Source organism: Pseudonocardia sp. WMMC193 (assembly GCF_021728735.1).
GTDB classification, from domain to species: domain Bacteria; phylum Actinomycetota; class Actinomycetes; order Mycobacteriales; family Pseudonocardiaceae; genus Pseudonocardia; species Pseudonocardia oroxyli.
Genome location: NZ_JAKKDO010000003.1, coordinates 2743874 through 2761971 on the forward strand (window position 1 = coordinate 2743874; position 18098 = coordinate 2761971).

Consider the following 18098-nt stretch of genomic DNA (forward strand, 5'->3'; position numbering starts at 1 on the left):
ACGAGGTGTGGATGGCGGGGAACCTCTCCACCCCCGGTGCCGGGGTGGGTGCGCGCCTGTTCGCCGTCCTCGCCGCCTTCGACGCGACCCACCGCGCCCTCACCCTCACCGAGCTGTCGGGCCGAGCCGCGCTCCCGCTGAGCACCACCCACCGGCTCGCCGCCGAGCTCGTCGAGCTCGGCGGGCTCGACCGCCGCGGGGACCGCTACGTCATCGGGCGCAGGCTCTGGGACATCGGGCTCCTCGCCCCGGTCCAGACCGAGCTGCGCCACGTCGCCGCGCCGTTCCTGCAGGACCTCTACGCCGCCACCCACGCCACGGTCCACCTCGCCGAACGGGACGGCACCGCGGCCGTCTACCTCGACCGCATCTCGGGGAACGCGTCGGTCCCCGTGGTGAGCCGGGTCGGCGGCAGGCTGCCGCTGTACGCCACCGGCGTCGGCAAGGTGCTCCTCGCGTGGGCCCCCGAGTCCGTCCAACGCGAGGTCCTCGGGTCGCTCGAGCGGATCACCCCGTACACCGTGACCCAACCCGGCAGGCTCGCCGAGCAGCTCGCGCGGGCCCGCCGGGACGGCTACGCCGAGACGGTCGAGGAGATGAGCCCGGGAGCCTGCTCGGTCGCCGTCCCCGTCCACCTGACGGGCGGGGCCGGCTCCCGGAGCTCGGTGGTGGCCGCCCTCGGCCTCGTCGTCCCCGATCTCCGCCGCGTGCGCCCCCGCCTCGTCGCCGCCCTGCGGGTCGCCGCCGCAGGCATCACGCGGAGCCTGTCCACCTCGGACTGACGGATCGCGCGGTCGGGGGTCGGATCGACACCGGGGTGGGTCGGTCGGGACGCGTCAGCCGGCGCGCTCGTCCGCGCGCGCAGGTGCGGCGGCTCGGATCGGCTCGTCGGTGGCCACGCTGATGAGCAGCGACGTGGTGTGGGCGATGTGGTCGCGCAGCAGCTGCCCGGCGAGATCGGCCTGTCTGCCCACCGAGGCCTCGAGCAGCGCGCGGTGCTCCCCCGCGAGGTCGCGGTCGGGCTCCTGGCCGAACGACACCGACCACTGCCGGTAGAGCTCGGCCTCCTCGCGCAGGGCGCGGGCGACGTCGAGCAGGCGCCGGTTCGTGCAACCGTCGAGCAGCGCCAGGTGGAACCTCGCGTGCGCGGCCGCCCACTCGTCCGTGGGGTGGTCCGGATCGTCGTCGCTCAGGAACACGGCGCGTTCGAGCACGTGGTGGGCGGCGACGGCGCGAGACTCCCACTGCACGTCCCCCTCCTGCACCGACAGGCGCAGGACCAGCGACTCGATCTCGATCCGGGCCCGGGTCAGGTCAGCCAGGTCCTCGTGCGAGAGCGGCGTGACCATGTAGCCCTGATGGGGCTGGGTCTTGACCATGCCCTCCGCGGTGAGCCGGGTCAGGGCCTCGCGTGCCGCGCCGACACTGACCCCGTACGTCTCGCACAGCTCGGGGAACTTCAGCCGCGACCCCGGGACCAGACGCCCGGCGAGGATGTCGCTGCGCAGCCTGCGATGCACCTCGTCGGTCCGGGTCCCGGACGCTCCCTGTCTGGCCACGGATCGCACCCTACACGCTGATACGAACCAAGGAACAACTTTCGAAAGATGCTTGACGCTTCGAGCGTCCGCCGCGTACACATGTCCCACCGACACCGAAGCCGGTGTGGTCGTCGGCCCGGAACAGAGGGCCACGGCCCTCGTTCCCGAGGAGCAGTCGCGTGCGATTCGCCAGCATCTCCGGTCGGCTCCACCAGGTCGTCAGCCCTGGTCGAGTCGTGGACCTGAACGCCGCCAGCGGTGGCCGGCTGCCCGCCGACCCGCAGGAGGCCTACGAACACTGGGACGCCGTCCTCGAGTTCGCCGCCACCGGGAACGGTGACGTGCGGGAGGTCGCCGAAGAGGAGTTCGGCAACCCGGCGCCCGCCCCGCGGCAGGTCTTCGCGATCGGCCTCAACTACGCCGAGCACGCCGCCGAGTCGAACTTCGCCGTGCCCGACCACCCCCCCGTCTTCACCAAGTTCGTCAGCTCCCTGACCGGCCCCTTCGGCGAGATCACCCGCCCGCCGGGGCACGTCGACTGGGAGGTCGAGCTCGTCGTCGTCATCGGCAGGCCCGCGCACCGGGTCGCCGCGGCGGACACGTGGTCCCACGTCGCGGGCGTCACGGTCGGCCAGGACATCTCCGAGCGCATCCTGCAGGCGTCCGGGCCCGCCCCGCAGTTCAGCATGGGCAAGTCCCACCCCGGGTTCGGCCCGATCGGCCCCGTGCTGGTCACCCCCGACGAGCTCCCCGACCGAGACGATCTCGAGCTCGGGTGCCTCGTGAACGGGGAGCAGATGCAGAAGGGCCGGACCCGGGACATGGTCTTCCCGGTGCCCGAGCTGGTCGCCCGGCTCTCCGCGGTGACCCCGCTGCTGCCCGGGGACGTCATCTTCACGGGCACGCCCTCGGGCGTCGGCCTCGGCCGCACCCCGCAGCGCTGGCTCGAGATCGGCGACGAGCTCGTGACCTACATCCGCGGGATCGGCGAGATGCGCCACCGCCTGGTCGCCCCCGCGGCCTGAGCGCCCGGCTCACCGGACGAGAGGGAGGGCCGATGCCGCTCCACCGACTGAACTCGATCACCATCGGGGTGCCCGACGTCGCCGCGACGGCCGTCTACTACACCGACTTCGGCCTCACGCCGGAGGCGGACGGCTGGCTGTCCAGTACCGACGGCGGGCGGCAGCTCCGGATCGTGCACGCACCCACCCGCCGGCTGGTCGAGGTGTCGATCGGCGCCGACCACCTCGACGACGTCGCCGGGGTGGCCCACCGGCTGCGGGGCGCGGGCGTCCCGGTCGAGGAGGACGGGACCGGTGCGCGCACCGTCGAACCCGTGACGGGGACGCGGGTGGCGGTCCGGATCGCCGATCCGATCCGACAGCCCCCGACCCCGGCGACCCCCTACAACGGGCCGGGCCGCATCGACCGCGGCACGGGCCGCGCCCCGGGGGTCCTGCGGGACACCCCGGTCCGCCCGCGCAAGCTCGGCCACGTGGTCCTCGGGTCGACCGACTACGAGGCCACCGTCCGCTTCTTCACCGACCTCGTCGGGTTCCGGGTGAGCGACCGGATCGGCGGGCACGGCGCCTTCCTGCGCTGCTCGACGGACCATCACAACCTGCTGGTCCTCCACGCGCCGGTCACCTTCCTGCACCACAGCTCCTGGCAGGTCGACGACGTCGACGAGGTCGGCCGGGGCGCGTTCGCGATGCTGGAGGGCAACCCCGAGCGCCACGTGTGGGGACTCGGCCGCCACCACGCGGGATCGAACTTCTTCTGGTACCTGAAGGACCCGGCCGGAAACTTCTCCGAGTACTACTCCGACATGGACAGCATCCTCGACGACCAGCTCTGGTCACCGGAGACGCTCGAGGGCGCGCGCGGGCTCTTCCACTGGGGCCCGCCACCGCCGCCGTCCTTCCTCGCCCCGGACGATCTCGCCGAGATCATGACCGGCGCCCACCAGTCGCGCTGACCCGGAGAGCTGCGCCGCAGCTCGCTCGCATGCTCACCGTGGTCGTCGACGGGCTCCGGACCCGCTGACTCCCGGTCCCTCGGCTCAGAAGAAGCCGTCTCGGGGCACGGACGTGGTGCGCGGGTCGTAACCCAGCTGTGCCGACAGGCCGTCGGCGATCTCGCACAGCAACGGGACCGTCTCGTCGCGGAGTCGGTCCGGCGCGAGACGCCCCGCGGACGTGGAGGAGGCGAGGGCGGCGACGACCCGCCCGGTCCGGTCGCGAACCGGCGCGGCGGCCGACAGCAGACCCTCCTCCAACTCACCGTCGACGATCGAGAAGCCGTCCCCGCGCACCTGCGAGAGCACGAGCCTGAGTTGAGCCGGGTCGGTCACGGTGCGCCGGGTCAAGGCGTTGAGGGGCGCCTGCTCGAGGAACCGGGTGACCGCGACGGGCCCGGACCACGCCAGCAGGACGCGCCCCATGGAGGTGGCGTGCGCGGGCACGCGGGTACCGACGGCGACGTTGATGCTCATGATCCGACGCACGGGGACGCGGGCGACGTAGACGGCGTCGAACCCGTCGAGCTCGGCGAGGGAGGCGGACTCGCCGGTGCGCTCGGCGAGTCGCAGCAGGTGCGGCTGGGCGAACTCGATCATCGCGCGGGTCGCGGTGTAGTGCTGGCCGATGCTGAGCACCCGCGGGGTGAGTGACCATCGCGTGCCGTCGTTCGCCACGTACCCCAGGCGCTGCAGGGTGATCAGCAGTCGGCGGACCGCGGGCCGCGAGAAACCGGTCTTCGCGGCCAGCTCGGCGAGGGTGGGATGGGTGAGCTCCTCGTCGAAGGCGAGGAGCACGGCGAAGCCCCGTTCGAGGCTCTGCACGTAGTCACGGTCGCCACCCTCCACCGCCATCGACCCCATTCTTCCGTACCGGATCCGACGCCGGGACTTGACCGGCCCAGTGGCGTACGGCACTCTCCAGCGGGTGAACGCAAAGCGTTCAGAGTGTACGCATAGCGTTCACACCGCACAGGGAGGTGCGCGAGATGACGGTCCCACCCCGTGACCTACGGAACGCCTTCGGTCGGTTCGCCACCGGCGTCACGGTCGTGACCTGCCGGAACGACGAGGGCACCCCGCACGGCGCCACGGTCAACGCGTTCACCGCGGTCTCGCTGGAGCCTGCGCTCTGTCAGGTCACGCTGACCCGGAAGTCGAAGGCGTGCGGCTTCCTCGACGGAGCGCCGTTCGCGGTCAACGTGCTCGGCGCCGACCAGGTCGACACCGCCTGGCACTTCGCGGGTCGCCCGGCCGACCCCGGGCCGGAGTGGGCCGAGGGGCCCACCGCACCCGTGCTCGTCGGGGCGTCGGCGGTCTACTCGTGCCGACCCTGGCGCACCTACGACGGCGGGGACCACCTCATCGTCGTCGGCGAGGTCGAGCACATCGATGTCACCGACGCGGAACCGTTGCTGTTCTACTGCGGGGCCTTCCGCGAGATCGGTCCGGTCGAGACCGGTCTGCACTGGACGGGCTCCCTCGACTCCCCCGAGGCGGGCTGGTTCGACGCCGCGACCGCCTTCACCCCGCTGCGTCCGCACGCAGCCTGATCCGTTCGCCAGACCCGTTGTCCCCCCGCTGAAGAAGGGTTCGAGAATGACGATCCAGCAGGACCGCCCGGCTGATGTTCCCACCGTGACGGCGCCGATGACCGGTGACGAGTACATCGCGTCGATCCAGGACGGGCGGGAGGTGTGGGTGTACGGGGAGCGGGTGCAGGACGTGACCACCCACCCGGCCTTCCGTAACCCGGTCCGGATGACCGCGCGGCTGTATGACGCGCTGCACGACCCGGCCACCAAGGACAAGCTGACCGTGCCGACGGACACCGGCAACGGCGGGGTCACGCACCCGTTCTTCCGGTCCCCGCACTCGGTCGAGGACATCCTCCAGGACCGCGAGGCCATCGAGACCTGGGCGCGGATGTCGTACGGCTGGATGGGCCGCTCACCCGACTACAAGGCCAGCTTCCTGGGGACGTTGGGGGCGAACTCGGAGTTCTACGCACCGTTCGAGGACAACGCGCGCCGCTGGTACCGCGAGTCGCAGGAGAAGGTCCTCTACTGGAACCACGCCATCATCAACCCGCCCGTGGACCGCAACCTGCCCCCGGACGAGGTGGGCGATGTGTTCATGAAGGTGGAGAAGGAGACCGACGCCGGACTGATCGTCTCCGGCGCCAAGGTCGTCGCCACCGGCTCGGCGATCACGAACTACAACTTCATCGCCCACTACGGACTCCCGATCAAGAAGAAGGAGTTCGCGCTGATCTGCACGGTGCCCATGGACGCACCGGGGGTCAAGCTGATCTGCCGCACCAGCTACACCCAGCAGGCCGCCGTGATGGGCAGCCCGTTCGACTACCCGCTGTCCTCGCGGATGGACGAGAACGACACCATCTTCGTGTTCGACAAGGTCCTCGTGCCGTGGGAGAACGTGTTCCTCTACGGCGACATCGACAAGATCAACGGGTTCTTCCCCGTGTCGGGGTTCATCCCGCGGTTCACCTTCCACGGCTGCATCCGCCTCGCCACCAAGATCGACTTCATTGCGGGGTTGCTGCTCAAGGCCCTGGAGATCACCGGCAGCAAGGACTTCCGCGGCGTGCAGACCCGGGTCGGGGAGGTCGTGGGCTGGCGCAACACCTTCCACGCCCTCGCCGACGCCATGGCCCGCAACCCCGACGAGTGGACCAACGGCGCCCTGTTGCCCAAGCTCGACTTCGGGCTCACCTACCGGATGCTGATGATCCAGGCCTACCCGCGGATCAAGGAGATCATCGAGTCCGACGTCGCCTCCGGGCTGATCTACCTCAACTCCCACTCCATCGACTTCAAAACCCCCGAGGTCCGCCCCTACCTGGACAAGTACGTCCGCGGCTCCAACGGCTACGAGGCCGTGGACCGGGTCAAGGTCATGAAAGCCCTCTGGGACGCCGTCGGATCCGAGTTCGGTGGCCGTCACGAACTGTATGAACGCAACTACTCGGGCAACCACGAGAACGTCAAGGCCGAACTGCTCTTCGCCGCCGAAGCCCAAGGCCACACCGCGGCCATGAAAGGCCTGGCCGAGCAGTGCCTGGCCGAGTACGACCTCGACGGCTGGACCGTGCCCGACCTCATCGGCAACGACGACGTCTCCTTCCTCAGGAACCGTCGCTGACATGACCACGTGTTCCCCGGGCAGGTGTGTGACCCGGGGAGACCCGCTCCTCCGCTGAGCCTCGGAGGCGACCATGTGGGTGGGCGCGACAGGACTCGAACCTGCGACCGCCTGGGTGTAAACCAGGAGCTCTTCCAGCTGAGCTACACGCCCGGGTGCCTTTCGGCGTTCCTCACGGTACAACGCTGCGGGGCGACCCTGTCACGAGCTGCGGATGCACGACCGTTGCGTCGGGCATCCGCAGCTCGGCGACAGCGGCACGCCTGCAGGCTCCGCGGCACTACAGCGCCGCGATGGCCTTCTTCCAGGCGTCCTGGTCTCGGGGCTCGCCGGGGCCGTTGACCTCGGCGAACGCGACCTTGCCCGCGGTGTCCACGAGGAAGGTGCCGCGGACGGCCATGCCCGCGGTCTCGTTGAACACGCCGTACGCCTTCGCCGTCTCACCGTGCGGCCAGAAGTCCGACAGCAGCGGGAAGGTGTAGTTCTCCGCGGTGGCCCACGCCTTGAGGGCGAAGGTCGGGTCCGTGGAGACGGCGAGGACCTGCACCGCGTCGTTCTGGAACGTCGAGATGTCGTCCCGCACGGTGCACAGCTCGCCGGTGCAGATGCCGGAGAACGCGAAGGGGTAGAACACGACCAGGACGGCCTTGTCGCCACGGAACGACGACAGGGTCACGTCCTGCTTGTCCTGGTCCTTCAGGGTGAAGTCGGGGGCCTGCGCCCCCACCTCGACGGACATGGGTTCTCCTTCGGCACGATCGGGGGTCTTCCCCGGTCAGCCTAGGCCGGCGGCCGCTTCCGGGCGGCCTTCGGTGGCACGAGGCGCGCCCCGACCCAGTCCCCGAGGGTGACGTTGGAGGTCTGCGCGAGGCCCGCGGTGGGCGCGGCCTCCGCGATCTCACTCGGCTCCAGGTGCCCCGGCCGCCCCGTCTTGGGGGTGAGGACCCAGATGGTGCCCTCGTCGGCCATCATCCCGCGCGCGTCCACGAGGGTGTCGACGAGATCGCCGTCCCCCTCGCGGAACCACAGCAGGACGACGTCGATGACCTCTTGGGCGTCCTCGTCGAGGACGTCCTCACCGGTGACGTCCTCGACGGCTTCGCGCACCGCCTCGTCGACGTCGGAGTCGTATCCCAGTTCCTGGACGACTTGGCCCGGCTCGATGCCGAGCTTGCCGGCGATGTCGGACGTGCGTCCGGCATCTTCCGCGGCGACCACGCGTGCACCTCTTTCCCTGTCGGTGGCGGCACACCACTGCGCCGCCGAAGACCGTGTTCGGATGCGGAATCCGAACACGACCGCACTGCCCTGCGCAACCGTCGTACCGACTTCGCGCCGAGAGGGGCACGATAGAGCGCATCGGCCGTGTCCCCGTCGCGCACCGCGGCAACGACGCGAGCAGACTGCACCGAACCATGTCCGAGCCACGCAGGGAGACCCCTTGACCGGCCCCACCGACCCCCAGCGCGTTCACGTCATCCGCGACGGTCTCGCGGCCCACCTCCCGGACATCGACCCCGAGGAGACGGCCGAGTGGCTCGACTCGTTCGACGCCGCGCTCGACAACGCCGGGCAGCAGCGCGCCCGCTACCTGATGCTGCGCCTCCTGCAGCGCGCCCGCGAGCGCCACGTCGGCGTCCCGTCGCTGACCAGCACGGACTACGTCAACTCGATCCCGACCGACCGGGAGCCGTGGTTCCCCGGCGACGAGGACGCGGAGCGCTCCTACCGGCGCTGGATCCGGTGGAACGCCGCCATGACCGTGCACCGCGCGCAGCGGCCCGGGATCGGGGTCGGCGGGCACATCTCGTCGTACGCGTCGTCCGCGACGCTCTACGAGGTCGGCTTCAACCACTTCTTCCGCGGCAAGGAGCACGCGGGCGGCGGTGACCAGGTCTACATCCAGGGCCACGCCTCCCCCGGCATCTACGCCCGCGCCTACCTCGAGGGGCGTCTGTCGGAGGACCGCCTCGACGGGTTCCGCCAGGAGGTCAGCCACGGCGGCTGGGGCCACGGCCTGCCGTCCTACCCGCACCCGCGGCTGATGCCGGACTTCTGGGAGTTCCCCACGGTCTCGATGGGCATCGGCCCGATGAACGCCATCATGCAGGCCCGGTTCAACCGCTACCTGCGCGACCGCGGCATCAAGGACACCTCGGACCAGCGGGTGTGGGCCTTCCTGGGCGACGGCGAGATGGACGAGCCGGAGTCCCGCGGGCTGCTCCAGGTGGCCGCAGGCGAGGGACTGGACAACCTCACCTTCGTCGTCAACTGCAACCTGCAGCGGCTCGACGGCCCGGTGCGCGGCAACGGCAAGATCATCCAGGAGCTGGAGTCGTTCTTCCGCGGCGCGGGCTGGAACGTCATCAAGGTCATCTGGGGCCGCGAGTGGGACGCGCTGCTGCACGCGGACCGCGACGGCGCGCTGATCAACCTCATGAACACCACGCCCGACGGTGACTACCAGACCTACAAGGCCAACGACGGCGCCTACGTCCGGGACCACTTCTTCGGCCGCGACCCGCGGACGAAGGCCCTCGTGGAGCCGCTGTCCGACGACGAGATCTGGGGACTCAAGCGCGGCGGGCACGACTACCGCAAGGTCTACGCGGCCTACAAGGCGGCGACCGAGCACAACGGCCAGCCCACCGTGATCCTGGCCAAGACGATCAAGGGCTACGGCCTGGGGGCGCACTTCGCGGGCCGCAACGCGACCCACCAGATGAAGAAGCTCACGCTGGACGACCTCAAGCAGTTCCGGGACGAGCAGCGCATCCCGATCACCGACGCCACGCTCGAGGCGGACCCGTACCTGCCGCCGTACTACCACCCCGGCGCGGACGCGCCGGAGATCAAGTACATGGAGGAGCGGCGCCGCGCCCTCGGCGGGGCACTGCCCTCGCGCCGCACGACGTCCAAGGCGCTCGTGCTGCCCGGCGACAAGGTCTACGAGACCGTCCGCAAGGGCTCGGGCAAGCAGGAGGTCGCCACCACCATGGCGTTCGTCCGGCTGCTGCGCGACCTCATCAAGGACAAGGGCGTCGGCGACCGGATCGTGCCGGTCATCCCCGACGAGGCGCGCACGTTCGGGATGGACTCCATGTTCCCGACGCAGAAGATCTACAACCCGCACGGCCAGCAGTACACCTCCGTGGACGCCTCGCTCATGCTGGCGTACAAGGAGTCCGAGCAGGGCCAGATCCTGCACGAGGGCATCAACGAGGCGGGCTCGGTCGGCTCGTTCACCGCCGTCGGCACCTCGTACGCCACGCACGACGAGCCGATGATCCCGGTCTACATCTTCTACTCGATGTTCGGCTTCCAGCGGACCGGCGACTCGATCTGGGCGGCGTCGGACCAGATGGCGCGCGGCTTCCTCGTCGGCGCCACCGCGGGGCGGACCACGCTCACCGGTGAGGGCCTGCAGCACAACGACGGCCACTCGCTGCTGCTCGCCTCGACCAACCCGGCCGTGGTGGCCTACGACCCGGCGTTCGGCTTCGAGATCGCCGCGATCGTCAAGGACGGCCTGCGGCGCATGGTGGGCGAGGACGCCGAGAACGTCATCTACTACCTGACGGTCTACAACGAGCCGTACCAGCAGCCCGCCGAGCCGTCCGACGTGGACGTCGACGGGATCCTGCGCGGGATCCACCGGTACCTGGAGTCCGGCCGGGCGGACGGGCCCCAGGTCCGGCTGCTGGCCTCGGGCGTCGGGCTGCCGTGGGCGGTCAAGGCGCGCGAGATCCTGGCCGAGGAGTGGGGCGTCGGCGCCGAGGTCTGGTCGGTGACGTCCTGGGGCGAGCTGCGCCGTGACGGCGTCGAGGCCGAGCACCACAACCTGATCCACCCGGACGCCGAGCCGAAGGTCCCGTACGTGACCCAGGTCCTCGGCGGCTCGGAGGCCCCGGTCGTGGCGTCGTCGGACTGGATGCGGGCGGTGCCGGACCAGATCCGGCAGTGGGTGCCCGCGCCGTTCCTGTCGCTGGGCACGGACGGCTTCGGCCTGTCCGACACCCGCCCCGCCACCCGGCGGCACTTCGCGGTGGACGCCGAGTCGATCGTCGTCGGCGCCCTGATCTCGCTCGCGGCGCGCGGCGAGGTCGAGAAGGGGGCGGCCGCCGAGGCCGCCGCGAAGTACCGGATCGACGACCCGCGCGCGGCGGGCCCGCAGACCTCCGACAGCGGCGTCGCCTAGCCGATCCCCCTCCGCCGGGGAAGAGGATCACCCGAACGGCCCTCTCCCCGGCGGCAGGTGACCGCTCCCGTGTTTCGTCCCGGTTCCGGGACGAATACGCAGCTCGCGACCCCTCGGCAAGCGACGGGAATCACGCTAGGCTCCGCCCAGCGTCGACCCACCGACGGTGGAATCGCCGCTCCGACCAGGGCACGGACAGTAGTGGCCGGTCGGCGTTTCCCGGGGCGTGGGCCCCGTGAGCACGCACGAGGAGAGCAAGAATGGCAGAGGGCACCGTCAAGTGGTTCAACAGCGAGAAGGGCTACGGCTTCCTCGCTCCCGACGGTGGTGGCGCGGACGTGTTCGTGCACTACTCCGCGATCCAGGTGAACGGCTACAAGAGCCTCGACGAGGGACAGCGCGTGTCCTTCGACATCGAGCAGGGCCAGAAGGGCCCGCAGGCCACCCAGGTGACGCCGATCGGCTGAGTCTGGAGACCTTCTCCACCACCTACCGGCGCACAACCCGTTCCGCTTTCTGCCTGCTCGCGGTGCGTGTCAGCGAACGATCCGTACGTCGTCGACAGCCGGGGTGACCAGCGAGACCGGGTCACCCCGGTTCTCGACGTCTACGGTCCGCCGCGGTCGCCGTTCAGGGCCGCAGGTCGCTGCCCATCGCCCAGACCAGCAGCTCCGCGCCGCCCGAGGTCAGCGTCGGCGCGGGTTCGTCCGTGAGCCGCAGCTCGTCCCCCTCCCCCAGCTCTCCGGCGGGGAGGGACGCGCTGCCGCGCGCGACGAAGACGTGCAGGAACCGCGCGGGCGGCAGGTCCCAGGTCGCCCCCGCGGGCAGCCGGGCGGCCCAGAGTGCGGCGTCCGCGCGGCGGAGGGGCAGGGGTGTTCCCGCGCTCCTTTGCACTGACAGCGCATCCGCACCGGCGGCAGAGTCCCGTGCCCCCGTCCCCCTTTGCACTGACAGCGCATCCGCACCGGCGGCAGAGTCCCGTGCCCCCGTCTCCCTTTGCACTGACAGCGGATCCGCGCGGGGTGCGGAGTCCGCTGCCCCCGTGTCCCTTTGCAGTGACAGCGGATCCGCACCGGCGGCGGAGTCCCGTGCCCCCGCACGGCTTTGCAGTGACAGCGCATCCGCACCGGCGGCGGCGTGCGGATCCGCTGTCACTGCGAAGGGGCCGGGAGCCGACCCCGCCCCCACCAGGACCGGGCGCCCGCCGGCGAGGGCCGCGCGCAGGTCGACCGTGTGCAGGACCGGGGACGCGAGCGCGTCCGGGACCAGCCAGGACTGCACGAACCGGCAGCGCTGGGCGCCCGCCGCGAACTCCGCGTGCTCCACGCCCGTACCCGCGGCCAGCACCTGCGCCTCCCCCGCCCGCAGGATGTGGGAGTTCCCCAGCGAGTCCGTGTGCCGCAGCTCCCCCTCGACGACCCAGGTGACCAGGTCGGCCTCGTCGTGCCGGTGGGTCGGGTAGCCCGCCCCGGGGGCCAGCCGTTCGTCGTTGTGCGCGGTCAGGGCGCCGAAGAACACGTCGTCCGGGTCGTAGTGCGCGCCGAAGGAGAACCCGTGCCGGGCCTCGCAGCCCTCGTGGACCGTCACGGCCCGTTCCAGACCCCGTCGCAGCACCCGCATGCGTGTCATGCTTCCCCCATGACCCTGTCCGACGTCCAGGCGGTGTCCGCAGCCACGCTGCGGCGCCTGGAGCGCGCGACCGGGGACCTGGCCGCGGCCTGTCTGTCCGCGATGGAGGACGGCCAGCCGTGGTTCGCCCGCCTCCCCGCCGACCAGCGCGCGGGCGTGCTGCTGGTCACGCAGACCGGGATCAGCAACTTCGTCGCCTGGTTCGGGGAGCCCGGCGAGACCATGCGGCTCACCGCCGAGGCCTTCCGGATCGCCCCGAAGGACCTGGCCCGACGGCTCAGCCTCCGCCAGACCGTCGATCTCGTCCGGATCGCCACCGAGGTGATGGAGGAGCGCCTGCCGCCGCTGGCCGCGGACGAGCCCGAGTACCGCACGCTCGTCGAGGCCGTGCTCCGGTTCGGGCGCGAGATCGCGTTCGCCGCCGCCACGGTCTACGCCAACGCCGCCGAGACCCGCGGCGCCTGGGACGCCCGGCAGGAGGCCCTCGTCGTCGACGGGGTGATCCGCGGCGAGACCGACGACGCCCTGGTGTCCCGGGCGGCGACGATCGGGTGGGACCCGGGCGCGGCCGTCCGCGTGATGGTCGGGAGCCCCCCGGAGGACGGCGGCGAGGAGGCCGCCGAGGTCCTCTCGGAGATGCGACGGCACGCCACCCGGCTCGGCAGGCAGGTACTCGTGGGGGTCCAGGGCAGCCGTCTGGTGCTCCTGCTGACCGAGCCCCGGGGCCGGGCGGCGGGTGACCCCGACCGGGCGCTGGCCCCGATCGTCGCCGACTTCGGACCGGGCCCGGTCGTCGTCGGACCGGTGGCGGCGAACCTGGCCGCCGCGCACGCGTCCGCGCTGGCCGCGCTCGCCGGGCTCCGCGCCGCCCCGGGCTGGCCGGACGCGCCGCGGCCGGTGGACGCCGACGAGCTGCTGCCCGAGCGGGCCGTCGCAGGCGATCCGACGGCGGTGCGGGGGCTCGTCGAGTCCGTCGTGGCGCCCGTGGAGGCCGCGGGCGGGGAGCTGCTGCGCACACTCGCGGCCTACCTGGAGGGTGGCGGGTCGCTCGAGGGGTGCGCGCGGGCGTTGTTCGTCCACCCCAACACCGTGCGCTACCGGCTGCGGCGCGTGAGTGAACTCACGGGCCGCTCGGCCACCGATCCCCGGGACGCCCACGTGCTCCGGACGGCCCTGCTGGCAGGGCGTCTCGCGGAGCCCGGGAGTAGCCCCTGACCAGGCCGGGTACCCGAACCACCGGACCCGGTCCGAGGTCGCCCGTTGTCGTGCGATTGGAGGAACCTTACAAATGCGGCACCCCATCGTGGTGCGCGGCGGTGTTCCGTTCGCGGCCCGCGCAGTGTTGGCTCTGCAGTCGTGATCGCCTTGCTCGCGCCCGGTCAGGGGTCGCAGTCCCCCGGCATGCTCGCGCCGTGGCTGGAGCTCCCCGGGGCGTCGGACACCGTCGCCGCCTGGTCGGAGGCCACCGGTCTGGATCTCGTGCGGCTCGGCACCACCGCCGACGCCGACGAGATCAAGGACACGGCGGTGACCCAGCCCCTCGTCGTCGTGAACGCCCTGCTCGCCGCGGCGCACCTGACCGTCCCGGACTCCGCCCCGACCGCAGGCCACTCCGTCGGCGAGCTCGCCGCGGCGGCCGTCGCCGGGGTACTCAGCCCCGACGCCGCCGTGCGGCTCGCCGCGATCCGCGGCCGGGAGATGGCCGCCGCCTGCGCCCTCGAGCCGACCGGCATGGCCGCCGTGCTCGGCGGTGAGGAGGAGGTCGTGCTGGCCCGGCTCGCCGAGCTGGGCCTCGACCCCGCCAACCGCAACGGGGCCGGTCAGATCGTCGCCGCAGGCCCCCAGGCCGCCGTCGACGCCCTCGCCGCGGCGCCTCCGGAGGGAGCGCGGCGGGCCGCCGTGCTGCCCGTCGCCGGCGCCTTCCACACCCGGTTCATGGCCCCGGCCGAGGACGCCGTCCGGGCCGCCGCCGCGGAGCTGGCGCCCGACGACCCGGTGCGGCCCCTGCTCACCAACTCCGACGGCTCGGTGGTCAAGTCCGGCCCGCAGGCCCTGGACCTGCTCGTCGCGCAGGTCACCCGGCCCGTGCGCTGGGACTCCTGCATGGCCACGCTCGGCGCACTGGGCGTGACCGCGGTGATCGAGCTGCCCCCCGCGGGCACCCTGGTCGGGCTGGTGCGTCGCGACCTCAAGGGGGTCGCGACCCTGGCCCTGAAGACCCCGGACGACCTGGAGAAGGCCGCCGCGCTGATCGAGGAGCACGCGTGAGCTTCCAGCTGCCCGCACCGGTACCGGGCGCGCGGATCATCGGCCTGGGGAGCACCCAGCCCGAGCACGTCGTCACCAACCACGACCTGGCCCTCCGCGTCGAGACGAACGACCAGTGGATCCGGGACCGGGTCGGGATCGTGGAGCGCCGGATCGCCGACAAGGACACCTCGCTCGTCGACATGGCCGTCGAGGCGGGCTCGCGAGCGGTGCTGGACTCCGGGCTCGCGCCGACCGACATCGACACCGTCATCGTCGCCACCTGCACCATGACGGCGCCGATCCCCAACGCCGCCGCGCAGACCGCCGACCGGATCGGGATCAAGGCCCCCGCCGCCTTCGACCTCAACGCCGCCTGCGCCGGGTTCTGCTACGCGCTCGCCACCGGCGCGGACCTCATCCGGGCGGGCAGCGCGAAGAACGTGCTGGTCATCGGCTCGGAGAAGCTGTCGGACTGGATCGACTGGGACGACCGCTCGACCTGCATCATCTTCGCGGACGGGGCGGGCGCGGCCGTCGTCACCGGCGCGCAGACCCCGGACGAGGTCGGCGTCGGGCCGGTCTCGTGGGGCAGCGCCGGGGACATGGCCCCGGTCATCCACATCCTCGAGGACACCACCGGCAAGCTCTTCCAGGAGGGCCAGTCGGTGTTCCGCTGGGCCACCACCAAGATCGCCCCCGTGGCGCTCGACGCGATCGCGAAGGCGGGTCTCACCCCCGCCGACATCGACGTCCTGGTCCCGCACCAGGCCAACCTGCGGATCGTGGAGGCGGTGGCCAAGCGGCTCCGCAAGGAGGGCGCCCGCGACGAGATGCGGGTGGCCGACGACATCATCCACTCGGGCAACACCTCGTCCGCGTCCATCCCGATGGCGCTCGACCACATGCGCACGGCCGGGACGGTGCGTTCCGGGGAGATCGCGCTCCTCGTAGGCTTCGGCGCGGGCCTCTCCTTCGCGGGCCAGGTCGTCCGCGTCCCGTAGATTCCCCCTGGATTTCCCACCCACACACAAGGAGTAACCCCGTGGCTGACAGCACCGAGATCCTCGCCGGCCTCGCCGAGATCGTCGAAGAGGTCGCCGGCATCGACACCGCCGAGGTGAGCGCCGACAAGTCCTTCGTCGACGACCTCGACATCGACTCGCTGTCCATGGTCGAGATCGCCGTGCAGGCCGAGGACAAGTTCGGCGTCAAGATCCCGGACGACCAGCTCGCCGAGCTGAAGACCGTGGGCGACGCGGTCTCGTACATCGAGAAGAACCAGTAAGTCCGCTGTCCCTGCCGCAGGAAGGCCCTTCATGACCGACGTCGTCGTCACCGGCTACGGCGCGACGACCCCGCTCGGCGGGGACGCCGCCTCCACCTGGGACGCGCTCCTCTCCGGGAAGTCCGGGGTCCGGGCGATCACCGCCGACTGGGTGGAGGCCCGCGGCCTGCCCGTGAAGATCGCCGCCCAGCTCGCGGTCGACCCGTCCGAGGTGCTGCCCCGCGTGCAGGCCCGTCGGATGGACCGCGCCGAGCAGGTCGCAATGATCGCGGCCCGCGAGGCGTGGGCGCACGCCGGGCTCGCCGTCGAGAAGGGCGAGGAACCGCGGGTCGACCCGACCCGGCTGGCGGTGGTCGTCGGAACGGGCATCGGCGGCGTCACCACGCTGCTGGACCAGGACGACCTGCTGGAGCAGGAGGGCCTGCGCAAGGTCACGCCGCTGGTCGTGCCCATGCTCATGCCGAACGGGCCCGCGGCCATGATCTCGCTGGAGATCGGAGCCCAGGGCGGAGTGCACTCCCCCGCCTCCGCGTGCGCGACGGGCGCGGAGGCCATGGCCTGGGCGTACCGGCTGCTCAAGGCGGGCGAGGTCGACGTGGTGGTGGCCGGTGGCGCCGAGGCGTGCATCGCCCCCATCACCGTCGCCGGGTTCGTGCAGGCCCGCACGCTCTCCCAGCGCAACGAGGCGCCCGAGGAGGCCTCGCGGCCGTTCGACACCGGGCGGGACGGGTTCGTGCTCGGCGAGGGCGCCGGGATCATGGTGCTGGAGCGGCGCGAGTTCGCCGAGGCGCGGGGCGCCACGATCCACGGCACCCTGGCGGGCATCGGCCTGACGTCGGACGCCTACCACATCACGGGACCGGATCCCGAGGGCGGCGGACAGGGCCGGGCCATGCTGAACGCGGTCCGGACGGCGGGGCTCGAGCCCACCGATGTCGGACACGTCAACTGCCACGCCACCTCGACGGTCGTCGGGGACGTGGGTGAGGCGAACGCGATCCGCAAGGCGCTGGGCGACCACCCCGTGCTCACCGCCCCGAAGGGCAACATGGGGCACCTGGTGGGCGGCGCGGGTGCGGTCGAAGGCCTGTTCACCCTGCTGTCGGTGCGGGACGGGATCATCCCGGCCACGCTGAACCTGGAGAACAAGGACGAGAAGGTCGAGCTGGACGTCGTGGCCGGTGAGCCGCGCAAGATGGAGCTCACCGCCGCGGTGAACAACTCCTTCGGCTTCGGCGGACACAACGCCAGCCTGCTGTTCACCAAGTAGCCAGACACCATGGAGCCATAACCGTCGTTCCGACGCCCGGACTCGACGGTTATGGCTCCATGGTGCGTTCGGCTAGCCGACCTGGTGCAGCCAGGTCACCGGAGCGCCGTCGCCCGCGTAGCGGCAGGCCTCGAGCTCCTCGTCCCACGCCTCACCCATCGCGTGGCTCAGCCGCTGGGCGATGCCCGAGGCCGGACCCTCGGCGATCAGGGCCCGGATCTGGTCCTCCCCCAGCATGACGTCGCCGTTCGCGCTCATCCGGCCCGTCCAGAGCCCGAGGCCCGGGACATGGCAGAACCGCTGCCCGTCGACCCCGGAGCTGGGCTCCTCGGTCACCTCGAAGCGCAGCATCGGCCACGCCCGCAGGGCACCGGCGAGCGCGCCGCCACTGCCCGCCGGACCCGACCAGCTGAACTCCGCACGCATCTGCCCGGGGACGGCGGGCTGCGCGCTCCACTGGAGCGACACCCGTGTCCCGAGCACGCCGGACACCGCCCACTCGACGTGCGGGCAGACCGCAGTCGGCGACGAGTGGACGTGGACCACGCCGCGTGTACTCACCACTGCAGACCTCCGCTCTGACAGACGTGGATCGTCTTCCCCAACGCCCACGCGTCTTCACAGCGGTCTGTGACTCTTCGCTTCGGAAACTGTGCGTGATCACTGTGCCCCACTCTTGCGATCACCGCCAGCCTGACGCGGTCGGGGCGGCGTGTCGCCCGCCGCCGGGAGTGTCGATC

Annotated in this window: 18 protein-coding genes and 1 tRNA gene; 12 read left to right on the top strand and 7 right to left on the bottom strand. The window is 71.7% G+C overall.

Annotation, left to right across the window (positions count from 1 at the left end):
* The first annotated feature begins 11 nt into the window (after positions 1-11).
* Positions 12-782 carry an IclR family transcriptional regulator gene (locus tag L3X23_RS14375; RefSeq protein WP_237192699.1) on the top strand — a complete coding sequence of 257 codons (771 nt, stop codon included), beginning with the start codon at positions 12-14 and terminating at the stop codon, positions 780-782.
* 54 nt (positions 783-836) lie between these two features.
* Here the strand turns inward: L3X23_RS14375 and L3X23_RS14380 are convergent, their stop codons facing one another.
* Positions 837-1559, bottom strand: a complete 723-nt coding sequence (locus L3X23_RS14380) for a GntR family transcriptional regulator (RefSeq protein ID WP_237192700.1) — start codon at positions 1557-1559, stop codon at positions 837-839.
* 161 nt (positions 1560-1720) lie between these two features.
* Here L3X23_RS14380 and L3X23_RS14385 point away from each other — a divergent pair, with 161 nt between their 5' ends.
* Positions 1721-2566 (top strand): fumarylacetoacetate hydrolase family protein, encoded by an 846-nt coding sequence (locus L3X23_RS14385; protein WP_237192701.1) that lies wholly within the window; start codon positions 1721-1723, stop codon positions 2564-2566.
* A gap of 32 nt (positions 2567-2598) precedes the next feature.
* Positions 2599-3522, top strand: coding sequence for a VOC family protein (locus L3X23_RS14390; RefSeq protein ID WP_237192702.1), 924 nt, complete (start codon positions 2599-2601; stop codon positions 3520-3522).
* 84 nt (positions 3523-3606) lie between these two features.
* On the opposite strand, the gene L3X23_RS14395 is transcribed toward L3X23_RS14390, so the two are convergent.
* Complete coding sequence (locus L3X23_RS14395; protein WP_374204846.1) at positions 3607-4425, bottom strand: IclR family transcriptional regulator C-terminal domain-containing protein; 819 nt, start codon at positions 4423-4425, stop codon at positions 3607-3609.
* 125 nt (positions 4426-4550) lie between these two features.
* Between L3X23_RS14395 and L3X23_RS14400 the strand changes: the two genes are divergently transcribed.
* A complete protein-coding gene (locus L3X23_RS14400; RefSeq protein ID WP_237192704.1) occupies positions 4551-5114 on the top strand; it encodes a flavin reductase family protein in 564 nt (187 codons plus the stop codon).
* A gap of 46 nt (positions 5115-5160) precedes the next feature.
* Positions 5161-6726 (top strand): 4-hydroxyphenylacetate 3-hydroxylase family protein, encoded by a 1566-nt coding sequence (locus L3X23_RS14405; protein ID WP_237192705.1) that lies wholly within the window; start codon positions 5161-5163, stop codon positions 6724-6726.
* Between the two features lie 80 nt (positions 6727-6806).
* Here the strand turns inward: L3X23_RS14405 and L3X23_RS14410 are convergent.
* The 3 genes from L3X23_RS14410 to L3X23_RS14420 form a co-directional block, all read right to left on the bottom strand.
* Positions 6807-6879 (bottom strand) — tRNA-Val (locus tag L3X23_RS14410).
* A gap of 127 nt (positions 6880-7006) precedes the next feature.
* Positions 7007-7465: a peroxiredoxin gene (locus L3X23_RS14415; protein WP_093078960.1), complete on the bottom strand. Its 459-nt coding sequence runs from the start codon at positions 7463-7465 to the stop codon at positions 7007-7009.
* Between the two features lie 41 nt (positions 7466-7506).
* A complete protein-coding gene (locus L3X23_RS14420; RefSeq protein ID WP_093078962.1) occupies positions 7507-7944 on the bottom strand; it encodes a DUF3052 domain-containing protein in 438 nt (145 codons plus the stop codon).
* A gap of 223 nt (positions 7945-8167) precedes the next feature.
* Between L3X23_RS14420 and aceE the strand changes: the two genes are divergently transcribed.
* Positions 8168-10924, top strand: a complete 2757-nt coding sequence (gene aceE / locus L3X23_RS14425) for a pyruvate dehydrogenase (acetyl-transferring), homodimeric type (protein ID WP_237192706.1) — start codon at positions 8168-8170, stop codon at positions 10922-10924.
* A gap of 260 nt (positions 10925-11184) precedes the next feature.
* A complete protein-coding gene (locus tag L3X23_RS14430) occupies positions 11185-11391 on the top strand; it encodes a cold-shock protein (protein WP_037052393.1) in 207 nt (68 codons plus the stop codon).
* Between the two features lie 163 nt (positions 11392-11554).
* Here L3X23_RS14430 and L3X23_RS14435 read toward each other — a convergent pair whose 3' ends face one another.
* Positions 11555-12553 carry a pirin family protein gene (locus tag L3X23_RS14435; RefSeq protein ID WP_237192707.1) on the bottom strand — a complete coding sequence of 333 codons (999 nt, stop codon included), beginning with the start codon at positions 12551-12553 and terminating at the stop codon, positions 11555-11557.
* Between the two features lie 9 nt (positions 12554-12562).
* Here L3X23_RS14435 and L3X23_RS14440 point away from each other — a divergent pair, with 9 nt between their 5' ends.
* From L3X23_RS14440 to L3X23_RS14460, 5 genes are all read left to right on the top strand, one after another.
* On the top strand, positions 12563-13768 hold the full coding sequence (locus L3X23_RS14440) for a CdaR family transcriptional regulator (RefSeq protein WP_093078968.1): 1206 nt from the start codon (positions 12563-12565) through the stop codon (positions 13766-13768).
* A gap of 141 nt (positions 13769-13909) precedes the next feature.
* Positions 13910-14821 carry an ACP S-malonyltransferase gene (locus L3X23_RS14445; protein ID WP_237192708.1) on the top strand — a complete coding sequence of 304 codons (912 nt, stop codon included), beginning with the start codon at positions 13910-13912 and terminating at the stop codon, positions 14819-14821.
* Positions 14818-15804: a beta-ketoacyl-ACP synthase III gene (locus L3X23_RS14450; RefSeq protein ID WP_237192709.1), complete on the top strand. Its 987-nt coding sequence runs from the start codon at positions 14818-14820 to the stop codon at positions 15802-15804. The genes L3X23_RS14445 and L3X23_RS14450 overlap by 4 nt, the downstream gene beginning before the upstream one ends.
* 41 nt (positions 15805-15845) lie before the next feature.
* On the top strand, positions 15846-16088 hold the full coding sequence (locus L3X23_RS14455; protein WP_093078976.1) for an acyl carrier protein: 243 nt from the start codon (positions 15846-15848) through the stop codon (positions 16086-16088).
* A gap of 31 nt (positions 16089-16119) precedes the next feature.
* Positions 16120-17358 carry a beta-ketoacyl synthase gene (locus tag L3X23_RS14460; RefSeq protein ID WP_237192710.1) on the top strand — a complete coding sequence of 413 codons (1239 nt, stop codon included), beginning with the start codon at positions 16120-16122 and terminating at the stop codon, positions 17356-17358.
* Between the two features lie 72 nt (positions 17359-17430).
* On the opposite strand, the gene L3X23_RS14465 is transcribed toward L3X23_RS14460, so the two are convergent.
* Positions 17431-17919 carry a DUF3145 domain-containing protein gene (locus L3X23_RS14465; protein ID WP_176921221.1) on the bottom strand — a complete coding sequence of 163 codons (489 nt, stop codon included), beginning with the start codon at positions 17917-17919 and terminating at the stop codon, positions 17431-17433.
* Between the last annotated feature and the right edge of the window lie 179 nt (positions 17920-18098).